This window comes from Corynebacterium sp. FDAARGOS 1242, assembly GCF_016889985.1.
GTDB classification, from domain to species: domain Bacteria; phylum Actinomycetota; class Actinomycetes; order Mycobacteriales; family Mycobacteriaceae; genus Corynebacterium; species Corynebacterium minutissimum_B.
Genome location: NZ_CP069568.1, coordinates 2,458,840 through 2,478,824 on the forward strand (window position 1 = coordinate 2,458,840; position 19,985 = coordinate 2,478,824).

The 19,985-nt window shown below is 60.6% G+C and carries 13 protein-coding genes; 9 read left to right on the forward strand and 4 right to left on the reverse strand.

Going from position 1 to position 19,985, the window contains the following annotated elements; all coding sequences use genetic code 11:
• The first annotated feature begins 152 nt into the window (after nucleotides 1-152).
• Nucleotides 153-3,002, forward strand: a complete 2,850-nt coding sequence (gene leuS, locus I6J72_RS11780) for a leucine--tRNA ligase (RefSeq protein ID WP_204099317.1) — start codon at nucleotides 153-155, stop codon at nucleotides 3,000-3,002.
• A 159-nt stretch (nucleotides 3,003-3,161) separates the two neighbouring features.
• Nucleotides 3,162-5,309: a hypothetical protein gene (locus tag I6J72_RS11785; RefSeq protein WP_204099318.1), complete on the forward strand. Its 2,148-nt coding sequence runs from the start codon at nucleotides 3,162-3,164 to the stop codon at nucleotides 5,307-5,309.
• Nucleotides 5,310-5,336: 27 nt separating this feature from the next.
• On the opposite strand, the gene I6J72_RS11790 is transcribed toward I6J72_RS11785, so the two are convergent.
• The 3 genes from I6J72_RS11790 to paaZ form a co-directional block, all read right to left on the reverse strand.
• Nucleotides 5,337-6,641, reverse strand: coding sequence for a hypothetical protein (locus I6J72_RS11790; protein ID WP_204099319.1), 1,305 nt, complete (start codon nucleotides 6,639-6,641; stop codon nucleotides 5,337-5,339).
• A 60-nt stretch (nucleotides 6,642-6,701) separates the two neighbouring features.
• Nucleotides 6,702-8,402, reverse strand: a complete 1,701-nt coding sequence (locus I6J72_RS11795; protein ID WP_204099320.1) for an FAD-binding dehydrogenase — start codon at nucleotides 8,400-8,402, stop codon at nucleotides 6,702-6,704.
• Nucleotides 8,403-8,480: 78 nt separating this feature from the next.
• Nucleotides 8,481-10,541: a phenylacetic acid degradation bifunctional protein PaaZ gene (gene paaZ, locus I6J72_RS11800; RefSeq protein WP_204099321.1), complete on the reverse strand. Its 2,061-nt coding sequence runs from the start codon at nucleotides 10,539-10,541 to the stop codon at nucleotides 8,481-8,483.
• Nucleotides 10,542-10,643: 102 nt separating this feature from the next.
• On the opposite strand from paaZ, the gene I6J72_RS11805 reads away from it, so the two are divergent.
• The 7 genes from I6J72_RS11805 to I6J72_RS11835 all read left to right on the forward strand — a co-directional run bounded on the left by I6J72_RS11805 (nucleotide 10,644) and on the right by I6J72_RS11835 (nucleotide 19,138).
• On the forward strand, nucleotides 10,644-11,042 hold the full coding sequence (locus tag I6J72_RS11805; RefSeq protein WP_204099322.1) for a PaaI family thioesterase: 399 nt from the start codon (nucleotides 10,644-10,646) through the stop codon (nucleotides 11,040-11,042).
• 285 nt (nucleotides 11,043-11,327) lie between these two features.
• Complete coding sequence (gene kdpF / locus I6J72_RS11810) at nucleotides 11,328-11,423, forward strand: K(+)-transporting ATPase subunit F (RefSeq protein WP_070669783.1); 96 nt, start codon at nucleotides 11,328-11,330, stop codon at nucleotides 11,421-11,423.
• Complete coding sequence (gene kdpA, locus I6J72_RS11815; protein WP_370552174.1) at nucleotides 11,423-13,135, forward strand: potassium-transporting ATPase subunit KdpA; 1,713 nt, start codon at nucleotides 11,423-11,425, stop codon at nucleotides 13,133-13,135. Before kdpF ends, kdpA begins: the two co-directional genes overlap by 1 nt.
• Nucleotides 13,132-15,201: a potassium-transporting ATPase subunit KdpB gene (kdpB, locus tag I6J72_RS11820; protein WP_070533697.1), complete on the forward strand. Its 2,070-nt coding sequence runs from the start codon at nucleotides 13,132-13,134 to the stop codon at nucleotides 15,199-15,201. The genes kdpA and kdpB overlap by 4 nt, the downstream gene beginning before the upstream one ends.
• Nucleotides 15,202-15,231: 30 nt before the next feature.
• Entirely contained in the window at nucleotides 15,232-15,783 is a 552-nt protein-coding gene (locus I6J72_RS11825) for a potassium-transporting ATPase subunit C (RefSeq protein ID WP_115024107.1), read from the forward strand.
• Nucleotides 15,784-15,806: 23 nt separating this feature from the next.
• Complete coding sequence (locus tag I6J72_RS11830) at nucleotides 15,807-18,404, forward strand: ATP-binding protein (RefSeq protein WP_204099323.1); 2,598 nt, start codon at nucleotides 15,807-15,809, stop codon at nucleotides 18,402-18,404.
• Complete coding sequence (locus tag I6J72_RS11835; protein WP_204099324.1) at nucleotides 18,401-19,138, forward strand: response regulator; 738 nt, start codon at nucleotides 18,401-18,403, stop codon at nucleotides 19,136-19,138. The genes I6J72_RS11830 and I6J72_RS11835 overlap by 4 nt, the downstream gene beginning before the upstream one ends.
• On the opposite strand, the gene I6J72_RS11840 is transcribed toward I6J72_RS11835, so the two are convergent.
• A complete protein-coding gene (locus I6J72_RS11840) occupies nucleotides 19,126-19,977 on the reverse strand; it encodes a 3-hydroxyacyl-CoA dehydrogenase family protein (RefSeq protein ID WP_204099325.1) in 852 nt (283 codons plus the stop codon). The two genes, I6J72_RS11835 and I6J72_RS11840, sit on opposite strands and share 13 nt — an antisense overlap.
• Nucleotides 19,978-19,985 lie beyond the last annotated feature (8 nt).

Here is a 19,985-nt window from a genome sequence, read left to right on the forward strand (position 1 = left end):
AATGTAGAACAGTAGAACAATGGTGATTTTAATGGCGCCGCCTAGTGGGAACAAGGGGGTGTCGTCAGTCACGTGGCCGCGTTCCGGAGCAGAATGCGGCTCAGCTGGGTCTAACTGGGGAGATGTCCGTGGGGTGACTACACTGTCTAACCATGACTAACCCGAGCGATAACACCACCCACCGCTACACGCCGGAGCTCGCCGCGCAGATTGAAAGTGCCTGGCAGCAGTACTGGAAGGATAACGGTACGTTCAACGCGCCGAACCCAGTTGGGCCGCTCGCGGAGGACGGTAAGGAACTTCCCGCGGAGAAACTGAACGTCCAGGATATGTTCCCCTACCCGTCTGGTGCGGGTCTGCACGTGGGCCACCCGCTGGGCTACATCGCTACTGATACCTTTGCCCGTTATAACCGCATGCTGGGCAAGAACGTCCTGCACACGCTGGGCTACGACGCCTTCGGCCTGCCGGCAGAGCAGTACGCTATCCAGACGGGTACGCACCCGCGCACTACGACGGAGGCGAATATCGAGAATATGCGCCGCCAGCTGGGTTTGCTGGGTCTGGGCCACGATCCACGCCGCTCGGTGGCCTCGACTGACCCGGAGTTCTATAAGTGGACGCAGTGGATCTTCCTGCAGATTTACAACTCCTGGTTCGATGAGGAGCAGCAGAAGGCGCGCCCAATGTCTGAGCTCATCAAGGAGCTCGAGGTGGGCAAGCGCACGACGAAGGACGGCCGCTACTACGCGGATCTGACGAAGGAAGAACAGCGTAAGGCGCTCGACGAGTTCCGTCTGGTTTACCTGTCCAACTCCACCGTGAACTGGTGCCCGGGCCTAGGCACCGTGCTGGCCAACGAGGAGGTGACCGCGGAGGGTAAGTCCGAGCGCGGCAACTTCCCGGTCTTCCGCAAGAACCTGTCGCAGTGGATGATGCGTATTACCGCCTACTCCGACCGTCTGCTTGATGACCTGGAGCTTCTGGATTGGCCGGAGAAGGTCAAGTCCATGCAGCGCAACTGGATTGGCCGCTCCCGTGGTGCGGAGGTCAGCTTCCACGCCGAGGGCTATGACATCGACGTCTTCACCACTCGCCCGGATACCCTCTTCGGCGCGGAGTACGTGGTGCTGGCGCCGGAGCACGAGCTTGTCGACGCCCTCCTCTCCCCCATCCCGTACGAGGATGATGTGGATGAGCGCTGGACCTTCGGACACGATGATCCGAAGGAGGCCGTAGAGGCCTACCGCGCTTCTATTGCCGCGAAGTCCGACCTGGAGCGCCAGGAGAACAAGGAAAAGACCGGTGTCTTCCTGGGCACCTATGCCACCAACCCGGTCAACGGCAAGCAGGTTCCGATCTTTATCGCGGATTACGTCCTGACCGGCTACGGCACCGGTGCCATCATGGCGGTTCCGGCGCACGATACGCGTGACTACGAGTTCGCTACCGTCTTCGGCCTGCCCATTACGGAGGTCGTTTCTGGTGGCGACATCGTCGAAGCGGCGTACACGGAGTCCGGCAAGGCGGTGAACTCCGCCAACGATTCCCTGGACATCAACGGCATGTCCAAGGATGAGGCCATCGCCGCGATCATCCCGTGGCTGGAGGAGCAGGGAGTAGGCCGCGAGAAGATCCAGTACAAGCTGCGTGACTGGCTGTTTGCCCGTCAGCGCTACTGGGGCGAGCCCTTCCCTATCGTCTACGACGAGGCCGGCCAGGCCTACCCGCTGCCGGAGTCGATGCTGCCCATCGAGCTGCCGGAGGTAGAAGACTACAAGCCGGTGTCCTTTGACCCGGATGATGCCGATTCCTCCCCGCAGCCGCCGCTGGCCAAGGCCCGCGAGTGGGTTGAGGTGGAGCTGGACCTGGGTCTCGGGGATGGCCCCAAGACGTATTACCGCGACACCAACGTCATGCCGCAGTGGGCAGGTTCTTCCTGGTACCAGCTGCGCTACATCGATCCGACGAATGATGAAATCTTCTGCGATATCGAGAACGAGCGCTACTGGACGGGCCCCCGCCCAGATGAGCACGGTGCCAACGACCCGGGCGGCGTTGACCTCTACGTCGGTGGTGTTGAGCACGCCGTGTTGCACCTGCTCTACGCCCGTTTCTGGCACAAGGTCCTCTTCGACTTGGGCTACGTGAGCTCCAAGGAGCCCTACCGCCGCCTGTACAACCAGGGCTACATCCAGGCTTATGCCTACACGGATTCCCGCGGCGTCTACGTCCCGGCCGCCGAGGTAGAAGAACGCGATGGCGCGTTCTACTACGGGGATGAAAAGGTCAACCAGGAGTACGGCAAGATGGGCAAGTCCCTCAAGAACTCCGTGGCCCCGGATGACATTTGCCGCGACTATGGTGCCGATACCCTGCGTGTTTATGAGATGTCGATGGGCCCGCTGGATACCTCGCGCCCGTGGGCAACCAAGGACGTCGTCGGTGCGCAGCGTTTCCTGCAGCGTCTGTGGCGCCTGGCTATCGACGAGAACTCCGGCGAGCTGTGCACGACGGATGCGGAGCTTTCCGACGATGACCTGAAGCAGCTCAACCGCACCATCGCTGGTGTGCGTGACGATTACGAGAACCTGCGCCTGAACACCGTGGTGGCCAAACTCATCGAGTACGTGAACTACCTGACCAAGGCCTACCCGAAGGGCGCTCCGCGCGCCGCGGTGGAGCCCTTGGCCCAGCTGGTCTCCCCTGTTGCTCCGCACATTGCGGAGGAGCTGTGGAAGCGCTTCGGCCACGAGGAGACCATCACCTACCAAGCCTTCCCAGAGTTCGATGAGAAGTACCTCGTCGACGATGAGGTCGAGGTTCCGGTGCAGATCAACGGCAAGGTCAAGGCTCGCGTCATGGTGCCTGCCGACGCCGACCAAGACACCGTCGTGGGCGTCGCCAAGGCAGATGAGCGCATCGCCGAGCTCACCGCAGGCAAGAACGTGGTCAAGGAGATTTACGTCCCAGGCCGCATGGTCAACCTCGTGGTGAAGTAAAGCCAGCATCCACGTTCCGCCAGGCGGCGCCGACCGGCAGGTCACAGGTTTCAGGTCTAGGGCTATGCGTATGGCAGCCGGGGCACTATTTGGTTTCAACTAGGTAACAAAGCTGTCGGTTGCGTGGCTGCTTACTGAAAACAAAGGTAAGCAATAGGCATGGAGCAGGATCCAGCATTTGAAGAGTTTCGCCGCCGACTGGACGCACTAGAGCGCGGGCTTCGTGAATCCCGCCGGTGGCTGGCCCAGCAAGAACAGGCCCGGGCTCAGGCTGCGGCAGCGCAGGCGCCACTGCAGCCTCCGCCTGCACGAATCCCCAGCGCACCGCAGCAGCACCCGCTGCAGCTGCATCCGCAACAGCAGCACCAGCCGCAGTCGCCCGATCGCGGTCAGCCGCGTCCTCCGGAGTCTGGCCCTCAGCGGCCTATGCCCCGCCAGCAGGCAGGACCGAGTGCGCAGCAGGTGCAGCGCCCGCGACAGCAACCTCAACAGCCTCCGCAGCAGCGGCCGCAACAGGCTCAAGGCGTTCCTCAACAAGCAATGCCACGGCCACACCAAGGAGCACAGCCACCGCGGGGACCGCAAGGACAACCTGTGCCGCAGTTCCCGCCGCAGCATGGACCCAACGGTGCCCTGCCCCCGCACGGTGGTCCGCAGCGACCGCCAGCGCAGCCCTGGGTTCCTAAAAAGCCACGTAATCCAGAAGACCAAGAAAAGACACTCATTGGGGTTGTGGCTATCGCCGGAACGGTCATCACCCTGATTGGTGTCGCCTTCCTCGTGGGCATGGCCATTCAGGCAGGGCTGCTTGGTCCGCTTGGACGAGTGATCCTGGCCTATGTGGTCTCCCTAGCGCTAGGCGGTGCAGCGTGGAAATTCCGTGGCAAGGCGCCAGAAGCAGGTACTACTGCTCTGCTGGCGACATCGCTGTACTCAGCACTCGTTACTTCCTTGTTGGTGGTGACTTGGCTGGGATGGTGGCCAGCGTGGCTCGGCGCAATTATCATGACCATGCTTTTTGCCGCGTACATGGCCTCTGTCCACTACAAGCCCGAGGGCTTCCATAAGCTGACCATAATGTGGTTTGCCATCGGTATGGCCCTGGTATCCAGCATTCTGATTGCCAATACCGGTGTTGGTGCTTTGCCCGTGCTGCTCATGCCGCTGATGGTGTTGGGTTACTCAGCGTGGCGCAGGAACGATACTTTGCGTGGTACCGGCGCTATTGCACTGCTGCTGGTCGTGGCCAACCTGATCATGGGTAAGGCTTCCGATATGCATATCGTGGCCAACGCGGTATTGGGTGCATCCGCTGTACTACTCGTAGGCCTTGCAGTCCACTTCCCCACTAGCCGTAGGGCTTTCGGTGACTACACAGCTGGCTTGCTTGTGCCAGCACTGCTGTTGGGGCTCTGCCTTGTGCGAGTGAACTTTGAGATTCCCGCGTGGATTCTGGTTGCCGCTTTTGCCGCCATCGCTGCGGTAGCGTGGGGCCAACTACAAGGACGCATTGCGCTTGGAGTGTTCCCTGTTGCCTTTGCGCTCGCGTATAAGGCCACCCAGCTCGCCAACTTTTCCGATAGTGAACATGGGGCAAGCGGTGGCATGTCCGATGTGCGCTTGTGGGTTGCGGTTGTTCTCACGGCAGTGTTTTACATCGCGCTGGTGCTTCTGCTGCCCTACTTAAAGCATGGTGCTCTGCAAGCAGCGTGGGTAGTAGGCGTGGTGATCTTAGTCTTTCCCTTGTTCTTGTCGAGCATTGCCGTCCCGCAGGCGTTCCGTGAAGAACCGACAATGTTTGCTTCCGCAGTGCTGCTGGGTCTGGCATTGATTGCAACGTGGTTGCGCAGGTCTCAGATCCATGGGCTCGCTAACAATCGCGTGTACGTTGCGTCTGCGACAGTGTTTGCGCTGGGCCTCAGTATGGTTGCAGTGGTTGGAACAATTACCGGCCTGGGCGGACTCATTACCGGTGACGCCTGGGGTTCCTCCCCGTGGTTTGCCAGCCACGTGGTGGTGTCCGTTGCCTGGATGCTCATCGCCGCGCGCTTGCTCATCAAGCACCACGAAGGGTTTACTGGCCTGGGTATTCTCCTTGCCATCGTGGCAACGCTGAAGCTGACCTTCTTCGACCTGGCTGCATTGTCCGGTATTTTCCGGGCCCTGGCGTTCTTGCTCAGCGGTCTTGTCTTGCTGGTGATTGCGGTGCGGCGCGTGCGCTCAACTCCTGCGAAACCACAGGAAGAACGCGCTACACCCCAAGGTCACAGCCAGAATCAGGGCCCTGGTGAGGGGCCGCAGGCCTAGCCACGCGCTCCACAGCGCGTGGTGGTGCTAGTCGAGTTCTTGGTTGAGGTCGTCGCGCAAAGACGCGAGTACAGCGGCCACAAAACCTTCGTGACCTGGCTTGATAGTGGCCAGGTGGGTGTCATGGGTAAGAATGCCCAGCGCGAAGAACAGGTCACGCGAGATGATGAGGATAGGGTCCCAGTCCAGTTGAGTCGGTATGTCGCCGCGCAGCAGATGCACGAGGTCTAAGCCCAGCTGCGGAGCGCCACTCGGAGGGGAGTAGGAATAGGGAATGGCTCCAAGAATGAGCTGCGTTGCAAAGTCCGGATCGCGGGCAGCCCTTTCACCAAGCTCAGTGACGCGAATGGTCGAGGTGGTACACGTAACCCAATCCAGGCTGAGGAAGAACTCTCGCAGATTCAACAGCGTCTGGTGGTAGTCCTCACGCTTGACGGTTTCATGGGCGTTAGGCTTCGGCAGCCAGTCCTTCAAGCGCTGAACTGCAGCTTGTTTGAGGAATCCAGCGCCGGTGAGGCGTGGAAAGTCGCGGATGACATCCAAGTATTCGCGCACACGCTGACCAATCATTTGGACGGTGTCCTCAGATAGCTCCGGAAGCGCAAAATCCGGGCTCAGCTCTGGGTAGGCCTCATAAACTTCCTCGCGCCATTGCTCGAGGAGCTCAGTGGGGAAGCCTAAGTCATCAACGTCATCTGAGAAGTCATCCCACGGATGAGCGCTGAACGGATCAAAGGGGAGCTCGGAGCTGAGTGAGGATTGGGTTCCTCCTTCAAGGTTGGCGGCTTCCGTGCCCATCGTCGCCAAGCGCTGCGCGATTGCCGGGTGATAGCACGTTGTCAGTCGTTGATTGACCTGTTCAAGGGTGTAATTGGGAAAGATCCTGAAGATGCGCTCCATGTCCTGTGGCGGGACGCCCATGTAAGCCATGGAGGCTTGAACGTCGAGCATGACGCTGAACATCGCCTGCGGGGAACCTAACTCAGTGACTAGGTCGGGGCCTTCGCCGGAGATCAGCGCGGGCAGCCCCATGACGACTCGGGAGGTGTCCGCGATGCTGATGGTGATGCACCAATCGCCCTCAGAGGGGTGGTAGTGGACGTCATCGCCGAAGGAATCGTAGAAGTCCGAGTCGATGATGGGGAAGATATCGATGGGCTCTTCATCCTCGCGCACCATGAGCTGGCCGGGGCTCGACGGTTCGAGGCCGAGAGCTGCGTGCACGATGATGATCATCTCGCCCACGGTGAGTTCAGCGGGCGTGGCGACGAAGCGAGTGACCGTGAAGTAAGGATTCTCCACGACGATGCGGACGTTTCTAGCGAGGTTCATGGTCTCTACGGTAGGGGAGTATGGGCAATGGCGCTGGGTGAACTCTTGGTTGGCTCTTAGCTAGCTCTGCGCTAGGGCTTCGCCCACGCGCTTGCCGGAATGGATGCACCCGCCGAGGAAGGTTCCTTCCAGTGCGTTCTTTCCGTGCATGCCACCGCCACCAAAGCCGGAGGCCTCGCCGCAGGCGTATAAACCAGGAAGCACCGAGCCGTCTGCGTTGAGGCATTGGCCATCCAGGTTGGTTTCCAATCCGCCCAGAGTCTTGCGGGTAAGGAACGTCAGGCGCACCGCAATGAATGGGCCTTTGGATTCATCGAGGATGCGGTGCGGGGGAGCGACGCGAATGAGCTTGTCACCCAAGAAGCCGCGCGCAACGCGGATGTAGTTGACTTGGGCATCCTTGCTAAAAGGATTATCCAGTTGGGAATCGCGGTCTTCCAGGACTTTTCTTAGGTGGGCCTCCTCAATGGTGGGGGATCCCTTCGGCGTAAGGCGGTTCATGCCGGCGACGAGATCCTCTAGGGTGTCTTCCACAACCCAGTCAATGCCGTTGTCCATGAAAGCTTTGACCGCTACGTGCGTGCCGGGGCCCAACTTGCCGGCGAGCTTCTTGAACTCCTTATCCGTCAGATCTGGGTTCTGCTCCGAGCCGGAGAAGATGAATTCCTTGTCCACAATGGCCTTGTTGAGCACGAACCAGGAATAGCCGTGGCCGGTCCGGCCGATGTGGGCGAGCGCGGCCAGGTTATCGGTGCCGGGGAAGAGGTTGGTGGGCAGGCGATTACCTTCGGCGTCGAGCCACAGCGCCGACGGACCCGGGATGATGCGAATACCGTGGCCAGGCCAGATGGGATCCCAGTTGGTCATGCCCTCGGTATAAGCCCACATACGGTCGGTATTGACCACGGAGGCGCCAGCGTTCTGGGCGATGTCGATACCGCGGCCGTCGACATGCGCCGGCACACCCGTGACTAGCTCTTTCGGGCACTTACCCCACCGCTCGGTGGGCCACATCTGGCGTACCTTCTCCAGGTTGCCGCCGATGCCGCCGGTGGCAATCACCACGGCGGAGCCGCGCAGTTCAAAGTGCTTGACGACGTCCCTCGGGCTGGCCTCGCCACGTACCTGATTGGTGGGGGAGAGGACGCTGCCGCGCACGCCCACCACACGCGGACTGCCTGCCCCGTCGTTCTCGACGACGAGCTCATCGACGCGATGACGGAAATGGAATTCCACCTGGCCTTTCTCCTCAGCACGTAGGAGTGGCTCGCGAAATACTCGAACAACCTCGGGGCCCGTGCCCCAGGTGAGGTGGAAGCGCGGCACGGAGTTACCGTGACCGGACGCGTCACCAGAGCCGCGCTCTGCCCATCCGATGGTGGGCAGGACGTTGAGGCCTAGGCCTTTGAGATAGGAGCGCTTTTCATTGGCGGCGAAGCGCACGTATTCGCGTCCCCATTTCTCACCCCAATAGTCGTGACGGTCCTCCTCGGTCACTGGGTCATAATCGGCTGAGTTGGTCCAGTCCCGCCACGCCAACTCTTCGGAGTCCTTGACCCGCATCATGGATTGTTCAGGGGAATTGACATAAAACAGGCCGCCCAGCGACCAAAAGGCCTGGCCGCCGAGGTTATTGCGGTTTTCTTGTTCAAGGAAGATGACGTGCTTGCCACCTTTGAGGGCCTCGTAGCCGGCGACCATGCCGGCGAGGCCGGTGCCCACGATGATGACGGTGTTAGTGTCTGGGGTAGTTTCTTTCATGACAGTAATGATAAAAGAAACTTATCCCGAGTGTGTGACTTATCTCGCAAATGATTAGCGAGAGATCGAGGTCGAGACCTAGGCGTAAGTCGTGTTGACTTTCTCCACGAGGGTCAGAACGTCGTAGGTCGCCACAATCTCATCCTCCTGGTTATAGAGGACGGCGTCCCAGCAGACCTCACCGTAGTCATCGGTCACGCGCGGGGTGATGCGCTTGGCGGTCAGCTCCACGCGGATGGAATCGTCATAGGTCACCGGCGTGATGAAGCGCAGGTTCTCCAGGCCATAGTTGGCCAAGACCGGGCCCGGTGCCGGCTCCGCGAAGAGCCCAGCTGCCCAGGAAACCAGCAGGTAACCGTGTGCGACGCGGCGCGGGAAGAAGGGGTTAGCTGTGGCGGCTTCCTCGTCGGTGTGGGCGTAGAAGGTATCGCCGGTTTTCTCTGCGAACTCGAGGATTTCCTCGAGGGAGACGTGGCGCAGATCGGAGGCGAACTGGTCACCAATCTGCAGCGTGGCCAGGTCTTTACGGAAGGGGTGGGTGCCTTGGCCATTCTCCACGTCGGCGCGGGTCACGCGCTGCACAGCGGCGCCGCGGTGCCACTGGCCTGTGATTGCGGTGAGGTGGTCCGGGGTTCCCTGGATGGCGGTGCGTTGCATGTAGTGCAGGATGCCGCGCACGCCACCCAGCTCTTCGCCGCCACCGGCACGACCTGGGCCGCCGTGGACCAAGTGCGGAAGGGGAGAGCCGTGACCGGTGGAGGTTTTCGCGTCGTCACGGTCAAGGAAGTGCAGGCGGCCGTGGTGGGCGGCGATGCCCAGAGCGTACTCGCGGGCTAGCTGCGGGTCGTGGGTAATCACGGAGGCGACCAGCGAACCAGAGCCTAGGGCGGCGAGCTCGACGGCCTCAGCGGGGGAGTCATAGCTCAGGAAGGAGACGACGGGGCCGAAAGCCTCGGTGTCGTGCACGGCTGGAGCGCGGTTATCGGTAAAGCGCAGGATGGTGGGGTTAAAGAAAGCTCCTTCGGCCTCCTCGTCGCCGTAGACTACCTCGCCGCCGCCTGCCTTAAGCTTTTCAACGGCCTCTGCGACGTCCGCTTTCTGATCCGCAGAGACCAGCGGGCCCATGGTGGCGGAGGCATCGCGCGGATCGCCCACCACGACCTTGTCGCTAAGGCGTGCGCTGAGGGCTTCAATGGTGGCGTCGACAAGCGCATGCGGAACGATAGCGCGGCGGATGGCGGTACACTTCTGGCCCGCCTTCGAGGTCATCTCGCCGAAGACTGCCTTGACGAATGCGTCGAACTCCGGGGAATCTGCGGTGACATCGGTACCCAAGATGGCGGCATTGAGGGAGTCGGCCTCCGCGCTGAACTGGATACCGCCCTCGATGACGTTGCGGTGTGCGCGCAGAGTATTCGCAGTATCGGCAGAGCCAGTAAAGGCCACGTGGTCGCGGTAGTCCAGGTGATCCAGTAGGTCGCGGGCGGAGCCGGAGATGAGCTGCAGGCTGCCTTCCGGCAGGATCCCGGAATCAATCATGAGGCGCACGCAAGCCGCGGTGATGTAGCCGGTCGGCGTAGCGGGCTTCACAATGGAAGGCACGCCCGCGATGAAGGCCGGGGCGAACTTCTCCAGCATGCCCCAGACGGGGAAGTTGAAGGCGTTGATCTGTACTGCTACGCCAGGGATAGAGGTGTAGATGTGGCGGCCAATGAAGGAGCCGTCCTTGGAAAAGACCTCTGCCTCACCATCCGGCATGACGGTGGAGTTGGGCATCTCGCGGCGGCCCTTTGAGGAGAAGGTGAACATGGTGGAGATACCGCCGTCGATATCGACGAAGTTATCGCGCTTGTTGGCGCCGGCCTTGTTGGCCAATTCGTAGAGCTCTTCGCGGTGATCCTGAAGGTAGATAGCCAGTTCTTTGAGCTTGAGGGCGCGCTCGTGGAAGGTGAGCTTTTGCAGCCCTTCGCGCCCGGTGTTGCGTGCGTAATCGATGGCGCCGGCGATGTCGAGGCCTTCGGCGCTAACCCTGGCGACGACGTCACCGGTGGAGGCGTCGTGCACGTCAGCAACGCGCGAGGGATTGTCCGGGGTGAGCCACTGGCCGGAGAGGTAGCTGGGGACGAGGGCTTCAGTCATAGCGAAAAGATTAGCCTTTCCATTAGTTGCCGAACGGTTGGTCAGTAAATACAGGCTAGTATAGTCTGCGTCACATTTCTAGGAGCACGTAAGGAGAATTGCATGGCCGCAGAGGTATGGAAGATTCAGTTGGGTGAGCTGGATAAGAAGATGGGTGTCGAAATCCTCGAAGAGTCGGCTCAGCGCGTGGTTGCCACCATGCCGGTTGAGGGAAATACCCAGTCTTTCGGTCTGCTCCACGGCGGAGCCATGGCGTGTCTAGCTGAGGCTGTCGGTAGCTGGGCGGCAGTGATTCACGCTTCAACTTTGGGCAAGGTCGCCGTCGGCGTGGACATCAACGCGACGCACCACGCTTCCGGGCGCTCGGATCTGGTGATGGCGACGGCCACCGCCATCAAGCTGGGCAAGACGCTGTGCTCCCACGAGATCGTCATTACAGATGACGAGGGGAGGAGGCTGTGTACGGCGCGCATTACGAACGCGCTCGTTGACCCTAAGTAGGCGGGGGTAAAGGTGGCTGTAAATAAAGCGTAAAAATCGGGGTAGAGAGGCGTAAAGAAGCCGCAAATAACCGGTAGGTCCCAGGGAGAACGGGCCTAACGTCATTGCTCGGCAGGTGCACTATGCACCGGCGCTTGGTGCTTTGGGGCACCGGGCACACCTAGTATCGCTTTCACCCAAGGGGGTCTCTCCCACATGTTGGACATTCTGGTCATTGTGATCGTGGTCCTTGCGTTCAGCGGTCCTTCCTCCATCAACGAGTTTATGGACGGAGACGCGTAGAACATGAACACCATCACAGCAGTCTTCGGGCTCATCATTGTTGTCGCGCTCGTGGCTTATCTCATCATTTCCCTTATTGACCCGGAGCGTTTCGCATGATCGCTAGCATTGCGGCGGTGGCGCCGCAGTATCTTGCCCTCCTTGCACTTCTAGCGGCGGCGTACGTGCCGCTGGGCAATTGGATGGCCCGCACATATACCTCTGAAAAAGACTGGGCCGTGGAGCGCCTTGTGTACAGAATTTTGCGTATTGACCCTAACCGGGGCCATAACGCTAAGAACTACGCTCGCGCTCTGCTGGGCTTCAGCCTGGCTTCAGTCCTCGTCCTTTACGCAGTGCAGCGGCTCCAAGCGGTGTTGCCAAGTTTTGGAAACCCCCGCGAGGAAGCCGTGGAGCCGTGGATGGCCTTCAACACCGCGGCTTCCTTTACCTCCAACACCAACTGGCAGTCCTATTCCGGTGAAGACACTCTGACGAACGCTTCGCAGATGCTGGGCCTGACCGTGCAAAACTTCGCCTCAGCCGCAGTGGGCATGTGTGTTGCTGTCGCCTTGATCCGCGGCATCGGTCACTTGGGTTATAGCCGCGATACGTTGGCAACCGAGAATGGTCAGCACCTCATCGGCAACTTCTGGGTGGACCTCACCCGCGGCCTCGTCCGCATCCTGCTTCCCCTGTCGCTATTCATCTCCACCGTGCTCGTCCTCGGCGGAACCATGCAAACCTTTGGCTCGAACCTGGTTACGGAGTCCGGTGTAGATATTTCCCGTGCTCCCGTGGCCAGCCAGGAAGCCATTAAGCTCCTGGGCACCAACGGCGGTGGCATCTTCGGTGCCAACTCTGCGCACCCGTTTGAGAACCCGACCGGCTTTACCAACTTGGTGGAGATCTTCTCCCTGCTTGTCATCTCTTTCTGCATGATTCGCACGTATGGTGTGATGCTCAAGTCGCAGAAGCACGCGTGGACGCTGCTCAGCGTGGCTGGTGGTTTGTGGACCGTGATGGTTGTTCTGGTGACTTGGGCACAGCACACCCTTGTCGGCGGTGCGTCTCAGTTGGCAGGCGCCAACATGGAAGGTATCGAACAGCGGCTAGGCATTGATGCCTCAGCACTGTTCGCCGTGTCTACCACGGGTACCTCGACGGGTGCGGTGGATTCGATGCACGATAGCTATTCGCCACTGGGCGGTGGTCTGCTCATCCTCAACATGCTGCTGGGTGAAATCGCGCCGGGCGGTGTGGGTACTGGCCTCTATGGCCTGTTGGTTGTGGCCATCCTCGCTGTGTTCATCGGTGGCCTCCTAGTGGGCCGCACACCGGAATTTATGGGCAACAAGATTGGCCGCAAGGAAATTTCAGCGGTTAGCTTGTACATCCTCACCATGCCGGTTCTGGTCCTCGTGGGCGTCGGCGCTTCCGTGGCGCAGCGCAAACTCGTGGAAGCTTCAGCGACCAACTTCGGTGCGCCGGGCACGGCTGATAATGCCCACAGTCTGTCGGAAGTTCTCTACGCCTTTACCTCGGCGGCGAATAACAACGGTTCTGCTTTTGCTGGACTGACGGTGACTGAGCCCTGGTGGCAGATCACTTTGGGCTTGGCCATGCTGTTGGGCCGCTTCCTGCCCATCGTCTTCGCCCTTTACCTAGCCGGAAGCCTGGCAGGACAGAAGCGCCAGGCCACCACTGCAGGCAGCTTACCCACCTCCGGCATTACCTTCTCGCTGTTGACTATCGGAGTAATCCTGCTGGTTGCAGCGCTCACTTTCTTCCCTGTCCTCACCCTGGGTCCCATTTCGGAGGCACTATCATGACAACCCAAACCATCACCGCTGAGCCGGATAAGACTCCTCACCGCAACGCTCCGGAGAAGAGCAGTGGCCTCGCGGCTGCGGCGCTGAAAACGCTGCCGAGCAAAATGTCCCCGCTCGCCCAAGCACGCAACCCCGTGATGTTCGTGGTGTGGGTAGGCGCGGCACTGACCACTGTGTGGTCCATCCTCAACCCCAGCTTTTACGGATGGGTCGTGACGGTATGGCTGTGGTTCACCATTGCCTTTGCCGCCTTCGCCGAGGCATATGCCGAAGGCCGTGGCAAGGCCCAAGCAGACAGTCTGCGCTCTGTGCGCGATGATGCAACTGCCAATCTCATTACTGACTCTGGCATTGAAGTGGTCCCCGCGTCCGAGCTGACCAAGGGTGCCATCGTGCGTGTAGAAGCAGGGGAGACCATCCCGGGTGACGGTGACGTCATCGAAGGTGCTGCCACCGTGGATGAATCGGCTATTACTGGTGAGTCGGCCCCTGTGGTACGCGAGGCCGGCGGTGACCGCTGTGCCGTGACCGGCGGCACCGTGGTGCTCTCTGATTCCATCAAGGTCAAAATCACCTCCGAACCGGGCTCCACCTTCGTTGACACCATGATCGCCTTGGTGGAGGGCGCGGAACGCCGCAAGACTCCGAACGAGATTGCGCTGAGCATCCTGCTCTCCACGCTGACCATCCTCTTCCTCGTCGCCGTCACTGCGCTTGCCCCGATGGGTCTATTCACCGGCGCGGAGCTTTCGCCACTATCCCTTATCGCTCTGTTGGTCTGCCTAATCCCTACCACCATTGCCGCCCTACTTTCGGCAGTTGGTATCGCCGGTATGAACCGCCTCGTTCGTCACAACGTTCTGGCCACCTCCGGCCGTGCGGTGGAGGCGGCTGGTGACGTCGCCACGCTCCTCATGGACAAGACGGGCACCATCACTTACGGAAACCGCCAGGCCACCGGCCTGATTGTGGCTTCGGGCGTTGACGAGCGCGAGGCTGCAGCGATTGCTCGCATTTCCTCCCTAGCGGATGAAACCCCAGAAGGCCGTTCCATTGTGGCCTGGCTGACTGAAAACTACTCTCTGTCCAGCGAAGGAGATGCAGAAGCGCGGAGTGCGGAGGTCGTTCCATTCAGCGCGTCGACGAGGATGTCCGGCCTTGACCTGGCTCACCGCAAGCTGCGCAAGGGCGCTGGCGATGCCGTACGCAAGTGGGTTACTGAAGCAGGTGGCACCTGGCCGCAAGAGATCGAGGATTCCGTAACCCGAATTGCACAAGACGGTGGCACCCCGCTGCCTGTCGCCGTGGAAGAATCCGATGGCAGCCGCACGGTTATTGCGGTGGTGCAACTGAGTGACGTCGTCAAACCCGGCATGGCCGAGCGCTTCGCTGAACTGCGTCAGATGGGTATCAAGACCATCATGGTGACCGGTGACAACCCGCTGACCGCAGCCGCCATTGCCAAGGAAGCCGGCGTCGATGATTACATCGCCGAAGCTACTCCGGAGGACAAGCTCGCCCGCATCCGTGAGGAGCAAGCACAAGGCCGCATGGTGGCCATGACCGGTGACGGTACTAACGACGCCCCGGCGCTGGCCCAGGCGGACGTGGGCGTGGCCATGAACACTGGTACCTCCGCGGCGAAGGAAGCTGCCAACATGGTGGACTTGGATTCTGACCCGACAAAGCTCATCGATGTCGTTCGAATTGGCAAGCAGCTGCTTATCACCCGCGGCGCGTTGACTACCTTCTCCTTGGCCAATGACCTGGCGAAGTACTTTGCCATCCTGCCGGCGCTCTTCTCCACGCAGTTGCCGCACTTGGAGCGCCTCAACGTCATGCACCTGCATTCCCCTGAGTCCGCCATTGTTTCCGCAGTTGTCTTCAACGCGCTCATCATCGTCGCGCTCATCCCATTGGCGCTCAAGGGTGTGTCCTACAAGCCCGCCTCTGCGTCCTCACTGTTGCGTCGAAACCTCGGCATCTGGGGTCTCGGCGGTGTTATTACCCCCTTCATCGGCATCTGGGTTATCGACCATGTCGTCTCCCTCCTTCCAGGCCTATAAAGAAAACCTGCAAAGAAAAAGGAAGCAATAATGCGTGTTTATCTGCGTAATCTCATCGCCGGATTCGTCGCCGTGCTCTTATGCGTCGTCGCGCTGGGCATGATCTATCCGGCCGCGGTGTGGGGAATATCTCGCATCACCCCGAAATCTGCCGATGGAAACCTTATCTACCAGGGTGAATGCCTGGTCGGTTCCACTCAGATTCAGGATGGCTTGGAAGATGGCCCCTACTTCTTCGCCCGCGCGGAAGGTATGAGTAACTACGGCACATCAAGTACGGAGCTAGAGAAGGCCATCCGGGAACGCCGAGAGGAGATTGCTCAGCGCGAAGGCGTATCAGTGGAACACGTGCCTGCCGATGCCGTTACCGGCTCCGGTTCCGGCGTGGATTCCGGCATCAGTCCTGAGTACGCGGAGCTGCAGGCTCCGCGTGTGGCCCGAGAACAGGGTATGAGCGTCGAAGACGTGAAGAAGCTGATTGCAGACAATACTGAGCATGCCAGCCTGGGTTTCTTGGGCGAGGACACGGTAAATGTGACCACACTCAACATTGCATTGCCCACGCCTACCCCCTGCTCATAAAGATCAGCTCATAAGATGAAGCAATGTTGACCGAACCGACGACACCCCCGACGCGGGTCAAACGCGGTACCCTGAAGATTCTGTTGGGCGCCGCTCCCGGCGCGGGCAAAACCTGCGCCATGCTCAGTGAAGCGCACACGCTGGTCGACCAAGGCCGCGACGTTGTCGTTGGGGTCGTGGAAGACCACGGGCGCGCGTACACCAAGGCCCTGTGCGAGGGTCTGGAGATTGTTCCGAGGCGCGCTGTCGAGGGCATTTCCGCGGGTGAAATGGACACCGCGGCGGTTATCCAGCGGCACCCGGAGATCGTTCTCGTCGATGAGTTCGCGCACTCTAATCCGCGCGGCGAGGTTCACGAGAAGCGGTGGGAAGACATTGAGCAGATCCTGGACGCCGGAATTGACGTCATGTCGACTCTCAATATCCAGCATCTGGAGAGTCTCAATGACGTTATCAAGCAGATCACGGGCATCGCGCCGCAGGAAACGGTGCCGGACGAGGTAGTACGTGCTGCCGATGAGATCGAGCTTGTTGACGTTTCCCCACAGCTGTTGCGCACCCGTCTGAGCGACGGCCACGTGTACCGCGAGGCACGCATTGAGCCTGCACTCAACAACTACTTCCGCGTGGGAAATCTCACCGCGCTGCGCGAGTTGGCACTGCTGTGGCTAGCGGATCAGGTTGATGAGGCACTCATCACTTATCGCTCGGATCAGAAAATCACCGAAACGTGGGAAGCGCGTGAGCGGGTGGTTGTGGCCATCCAAAACGTTGCCCATGCTGAGACTCTTATCCGCCGCGGACGGCGCATCGCGACAAAATCCTCGGCGGAATTGCACGTGGTCCACGTTGTTTTCGGTGATTCCTTCACCTCTCGTTCCTCCTCGGTGGGGGGATCAGCGCAACAGCTCGCCCGGCTGCAGTCCTTAGCCCAGGATGTGGGCGCACGACTGCACCAGGTTACCGGGGACAGCGTCCCAGAAGCCCTGCTTAATTTTGCCCGGAGTGTCAACGCCACCCAGCTCGTAGTGGGGGTCTCGCCGCGGCGTCGTTTCGGCGTGCACTGGCACGGTACGGTAGCGGAAACGGTGCTGCGTGAATCCGGCTCGATTGACTGCCACATAGTCAACCTTCCCCCGGAAAAACCACTTCCGCTCACACGGATGCTGCATCCTTTCCGCCCCTTCCCGCAGCGTGCCATCGCGTGGCTTAGCTCAGCGTTAGCTTTCGTCGGGCTCACTGCGCTGTTGGTGCAGGCGGACGGCCAGGATTTGGGAACAGGTACTTGTTCCGCGTTCTACTTTGCACTCATCCTGCTTGTCAGTTTGCTGGGAGGCCTGTGGCCGGCCGTAGTGGTGGCAGTGGCTTCCGGCCTAGCGGTCAACTGGTTCTTCACCGAACCGATCCATACCTTCGATATTGCTGATCCCGCTAACGCCGTGATCGCCGTAGTCATGGTGGCTATTGCGCTGGCCGTCGGCATCCTCGTGCGCCGCGCCAAGATTGAGCGTGCGAACGCGGCTATTGCTGCGCGCGATGCCGAGCTACTCACGGTGTTTTCCCGCGCCGCCTTGAATCGCCGCGCGGATTCTTCCCCTAAAGATGCCGTGATGCGCAAGGTGGGGGAGGCTTTTAATTGTCGTAGAGCAGAGCTGCTGGATGAAAACGGTGACGTTCTTGCCACGTGGCGCGCAGCTACCCCCGAACGCACCTCGAAACACCTTCATATTCCCGAAAAAGTGCGCCATGAACAGGAAGTGGACACCGTTGTTGCGAGCGCAGATGGCACGGTTCAGCTGCGTCTCGAGGGCCCGGCATTGTCTGCTCGTGACCGAGGTCTGGTCACCGTGGTAGCGGGCTATCTCGCAGGCATTGTTCGCCGCGAAAAGCTCTCTGCTGAGGCCGCGCGCGCAGATGCGATAGCCGCTGCTGACGAGTTGCGCCGAGCGCTGCTGTCTAGTGTGAGCCACGACCTGCGTACCCCGCTGGCCACGGCCAAGTTGGCGGTGTCCTCGTTGCGCAACGCTGACATTGAATTCACTCCCGAAGACCAGGACATGCTTTTGGCAGAAACTGCGGCGAGCATCGAGGAGCTTACCGGATTGGTAACCAACTTGCTGGATTACTCCCGGCTCACAGCCGGCGCCATAACCGCCCGCCGAGACATCGTCGACGTAGCCGAAGTGGCTAATCGTGCCATTGCTTCCTGTGCCTTCGGGCATTCCCGAGAGCAAATTGGGCGCATTCACCTTGACCCTAGCGTGCGTGGAGTTACGTGCTGCGCGGATACGGCGCTCATGGAGCGCGTCTTGGCCAATCTCTTCGATAACTCCTTGCGCTATGCTCCAACCGGCGACGTTACCTTGAGCGCCCAGACCACCACCGAACAGGTAGAACTGATCGTTGTCGATGAGGGCCCGGGCATCCCACCGGAGAAGCAGAAGGAACTGTTCCAAGCGTTTCAGCGTTTGGGTGATACCAGCAACGACAACGGTGTAGGCCTTGGCCTTTCTGTTGTCCAAGGCTTTGTAGAGGCCATGGGCGGTAGCATCGAGGTGGCTGCCACCCCGGGCGCAACCTTTATATTGCGGTTTCCCGTCGCGGGAGGAGAACAAAAATGACGACGAAAAAGACCAGCATCGCCATTGTGGACGATGACCCCCGCCTGCTTAACACGCTGAGTATCAACTTCAAGGCTCGTGGCTACGAGGTTCACCAGGCGCGTACAGGCGCAGAGGGACTACAGGTGGTGTCGCAGCAGCAGCCAGACGTTGTGATTTTGGACATGGGGCTGCCGGATATGGATGGCACCGTCGTGTTGGAAGGAATCCGCGGGTGGTCTGCGGTACCGGTCATCATCCTGACGGCGCGCTCCGATCCGCTGTTTAGCGCCGCAGCTCTCGACCGCGGCGCGGACGACTACGTGACCAAGCCCTTCTCTATGGAGGAGCTTCTAGCCCGTGTGCGAGTGGCGTTGCGGCATGGTAGCCCACAGAGTCCGGTGAGGCGCACTGAGATCGCTGTGGTTCGCGCCGGGGATATCGTGATTGACGTTCCGCACCATTCCATCACCAAAGGTGGCGAGCCGCTGCATCTGACACCCACCGAGTGGGGCGTGCTCACCACGCTACTTCGCGCCCACGGTGGCTTGGTGCGCAAGGAGGACCTGCTCTCTGAGATCTGGGGTCCCGGCTTTGAGGGGCAGGGGCACTACCTCCGCATTTACACCTCCCAGTTGAGGCGCAAGTTGGAGGATGACCCCGCCCACCCACGTTTTCTGCTCACAGAGCCCGGCTTGGGTTATCGCTTTGTGGCGCCAGAGCCAGGCAGAGAAGAGCACGGTTACTCGGAATAGTCGTAGAAGCCTTTGCCGGACTTGCGGCCCAGCTCCCCGCGGGCGACCATGTCGCGCATGAGCTGCGGTGGGCTAAAGCGCTCACCTAGCTGGGATTCGAGGTATTCAGCGATGCCGAGGCGCACATCCAGACCCACGATATCGGTCAGCTCCAGCGGGCCGATGGGGAATTTGTAGCCCAGCACCATGGCATTGTCGATATCGCGCGGCGAGGCCACGCCTTCCTCCACCATGCGGATGGCCTCAAGCGCAATGGCTACGCCCAGGCGGGAGGAAGCGAAGCCAGGGGCGTCCTTGACCACCACTGCGGTCTTACCCAGGCCCTCGACCCAGCCCTTGGCGGTGTTTACGAGCGCCTCCGGCGTGGACTCGGCAACCACCACTTCCACCAGCTTGGAAGCTGGGACCGGGTTGAAGAAGTGCAGGCCAATGACGTCGTTGGGGATGCTTTCCGCCAGCTGCGATACCGACAGCGAGGAGGTATTCGTGGCGACGACGGCCTGAGGGGCCGCATCGGCGATATCCCGGAAGGCGGCTACCTTGAGATCCATTGATTCCGGAACTGCCTCAACCACGAGGTCGAAACCAGCAAAGGCGGAGGCGGCGGTGGAAAAGCTGAGCCGCTCATCCCAGGATTCGAAGGTGCCTTCCGCCCCGCGGTCGAGGGAGCCGCGGATGGCCTTGTGCACGCGCTCGCGAGCGGCGGCAACGGCATCCTCGCTGATATCCACCACGGTCACGGACGCGCCGGAGGCTAGGAAGGCGTGGGCGATGCCCGCGCCCATCCGGCCTCCACCGAGCACGCCAACCTTGGCAGGAACCTGCAGTACTGGGGACATGAGTTGAA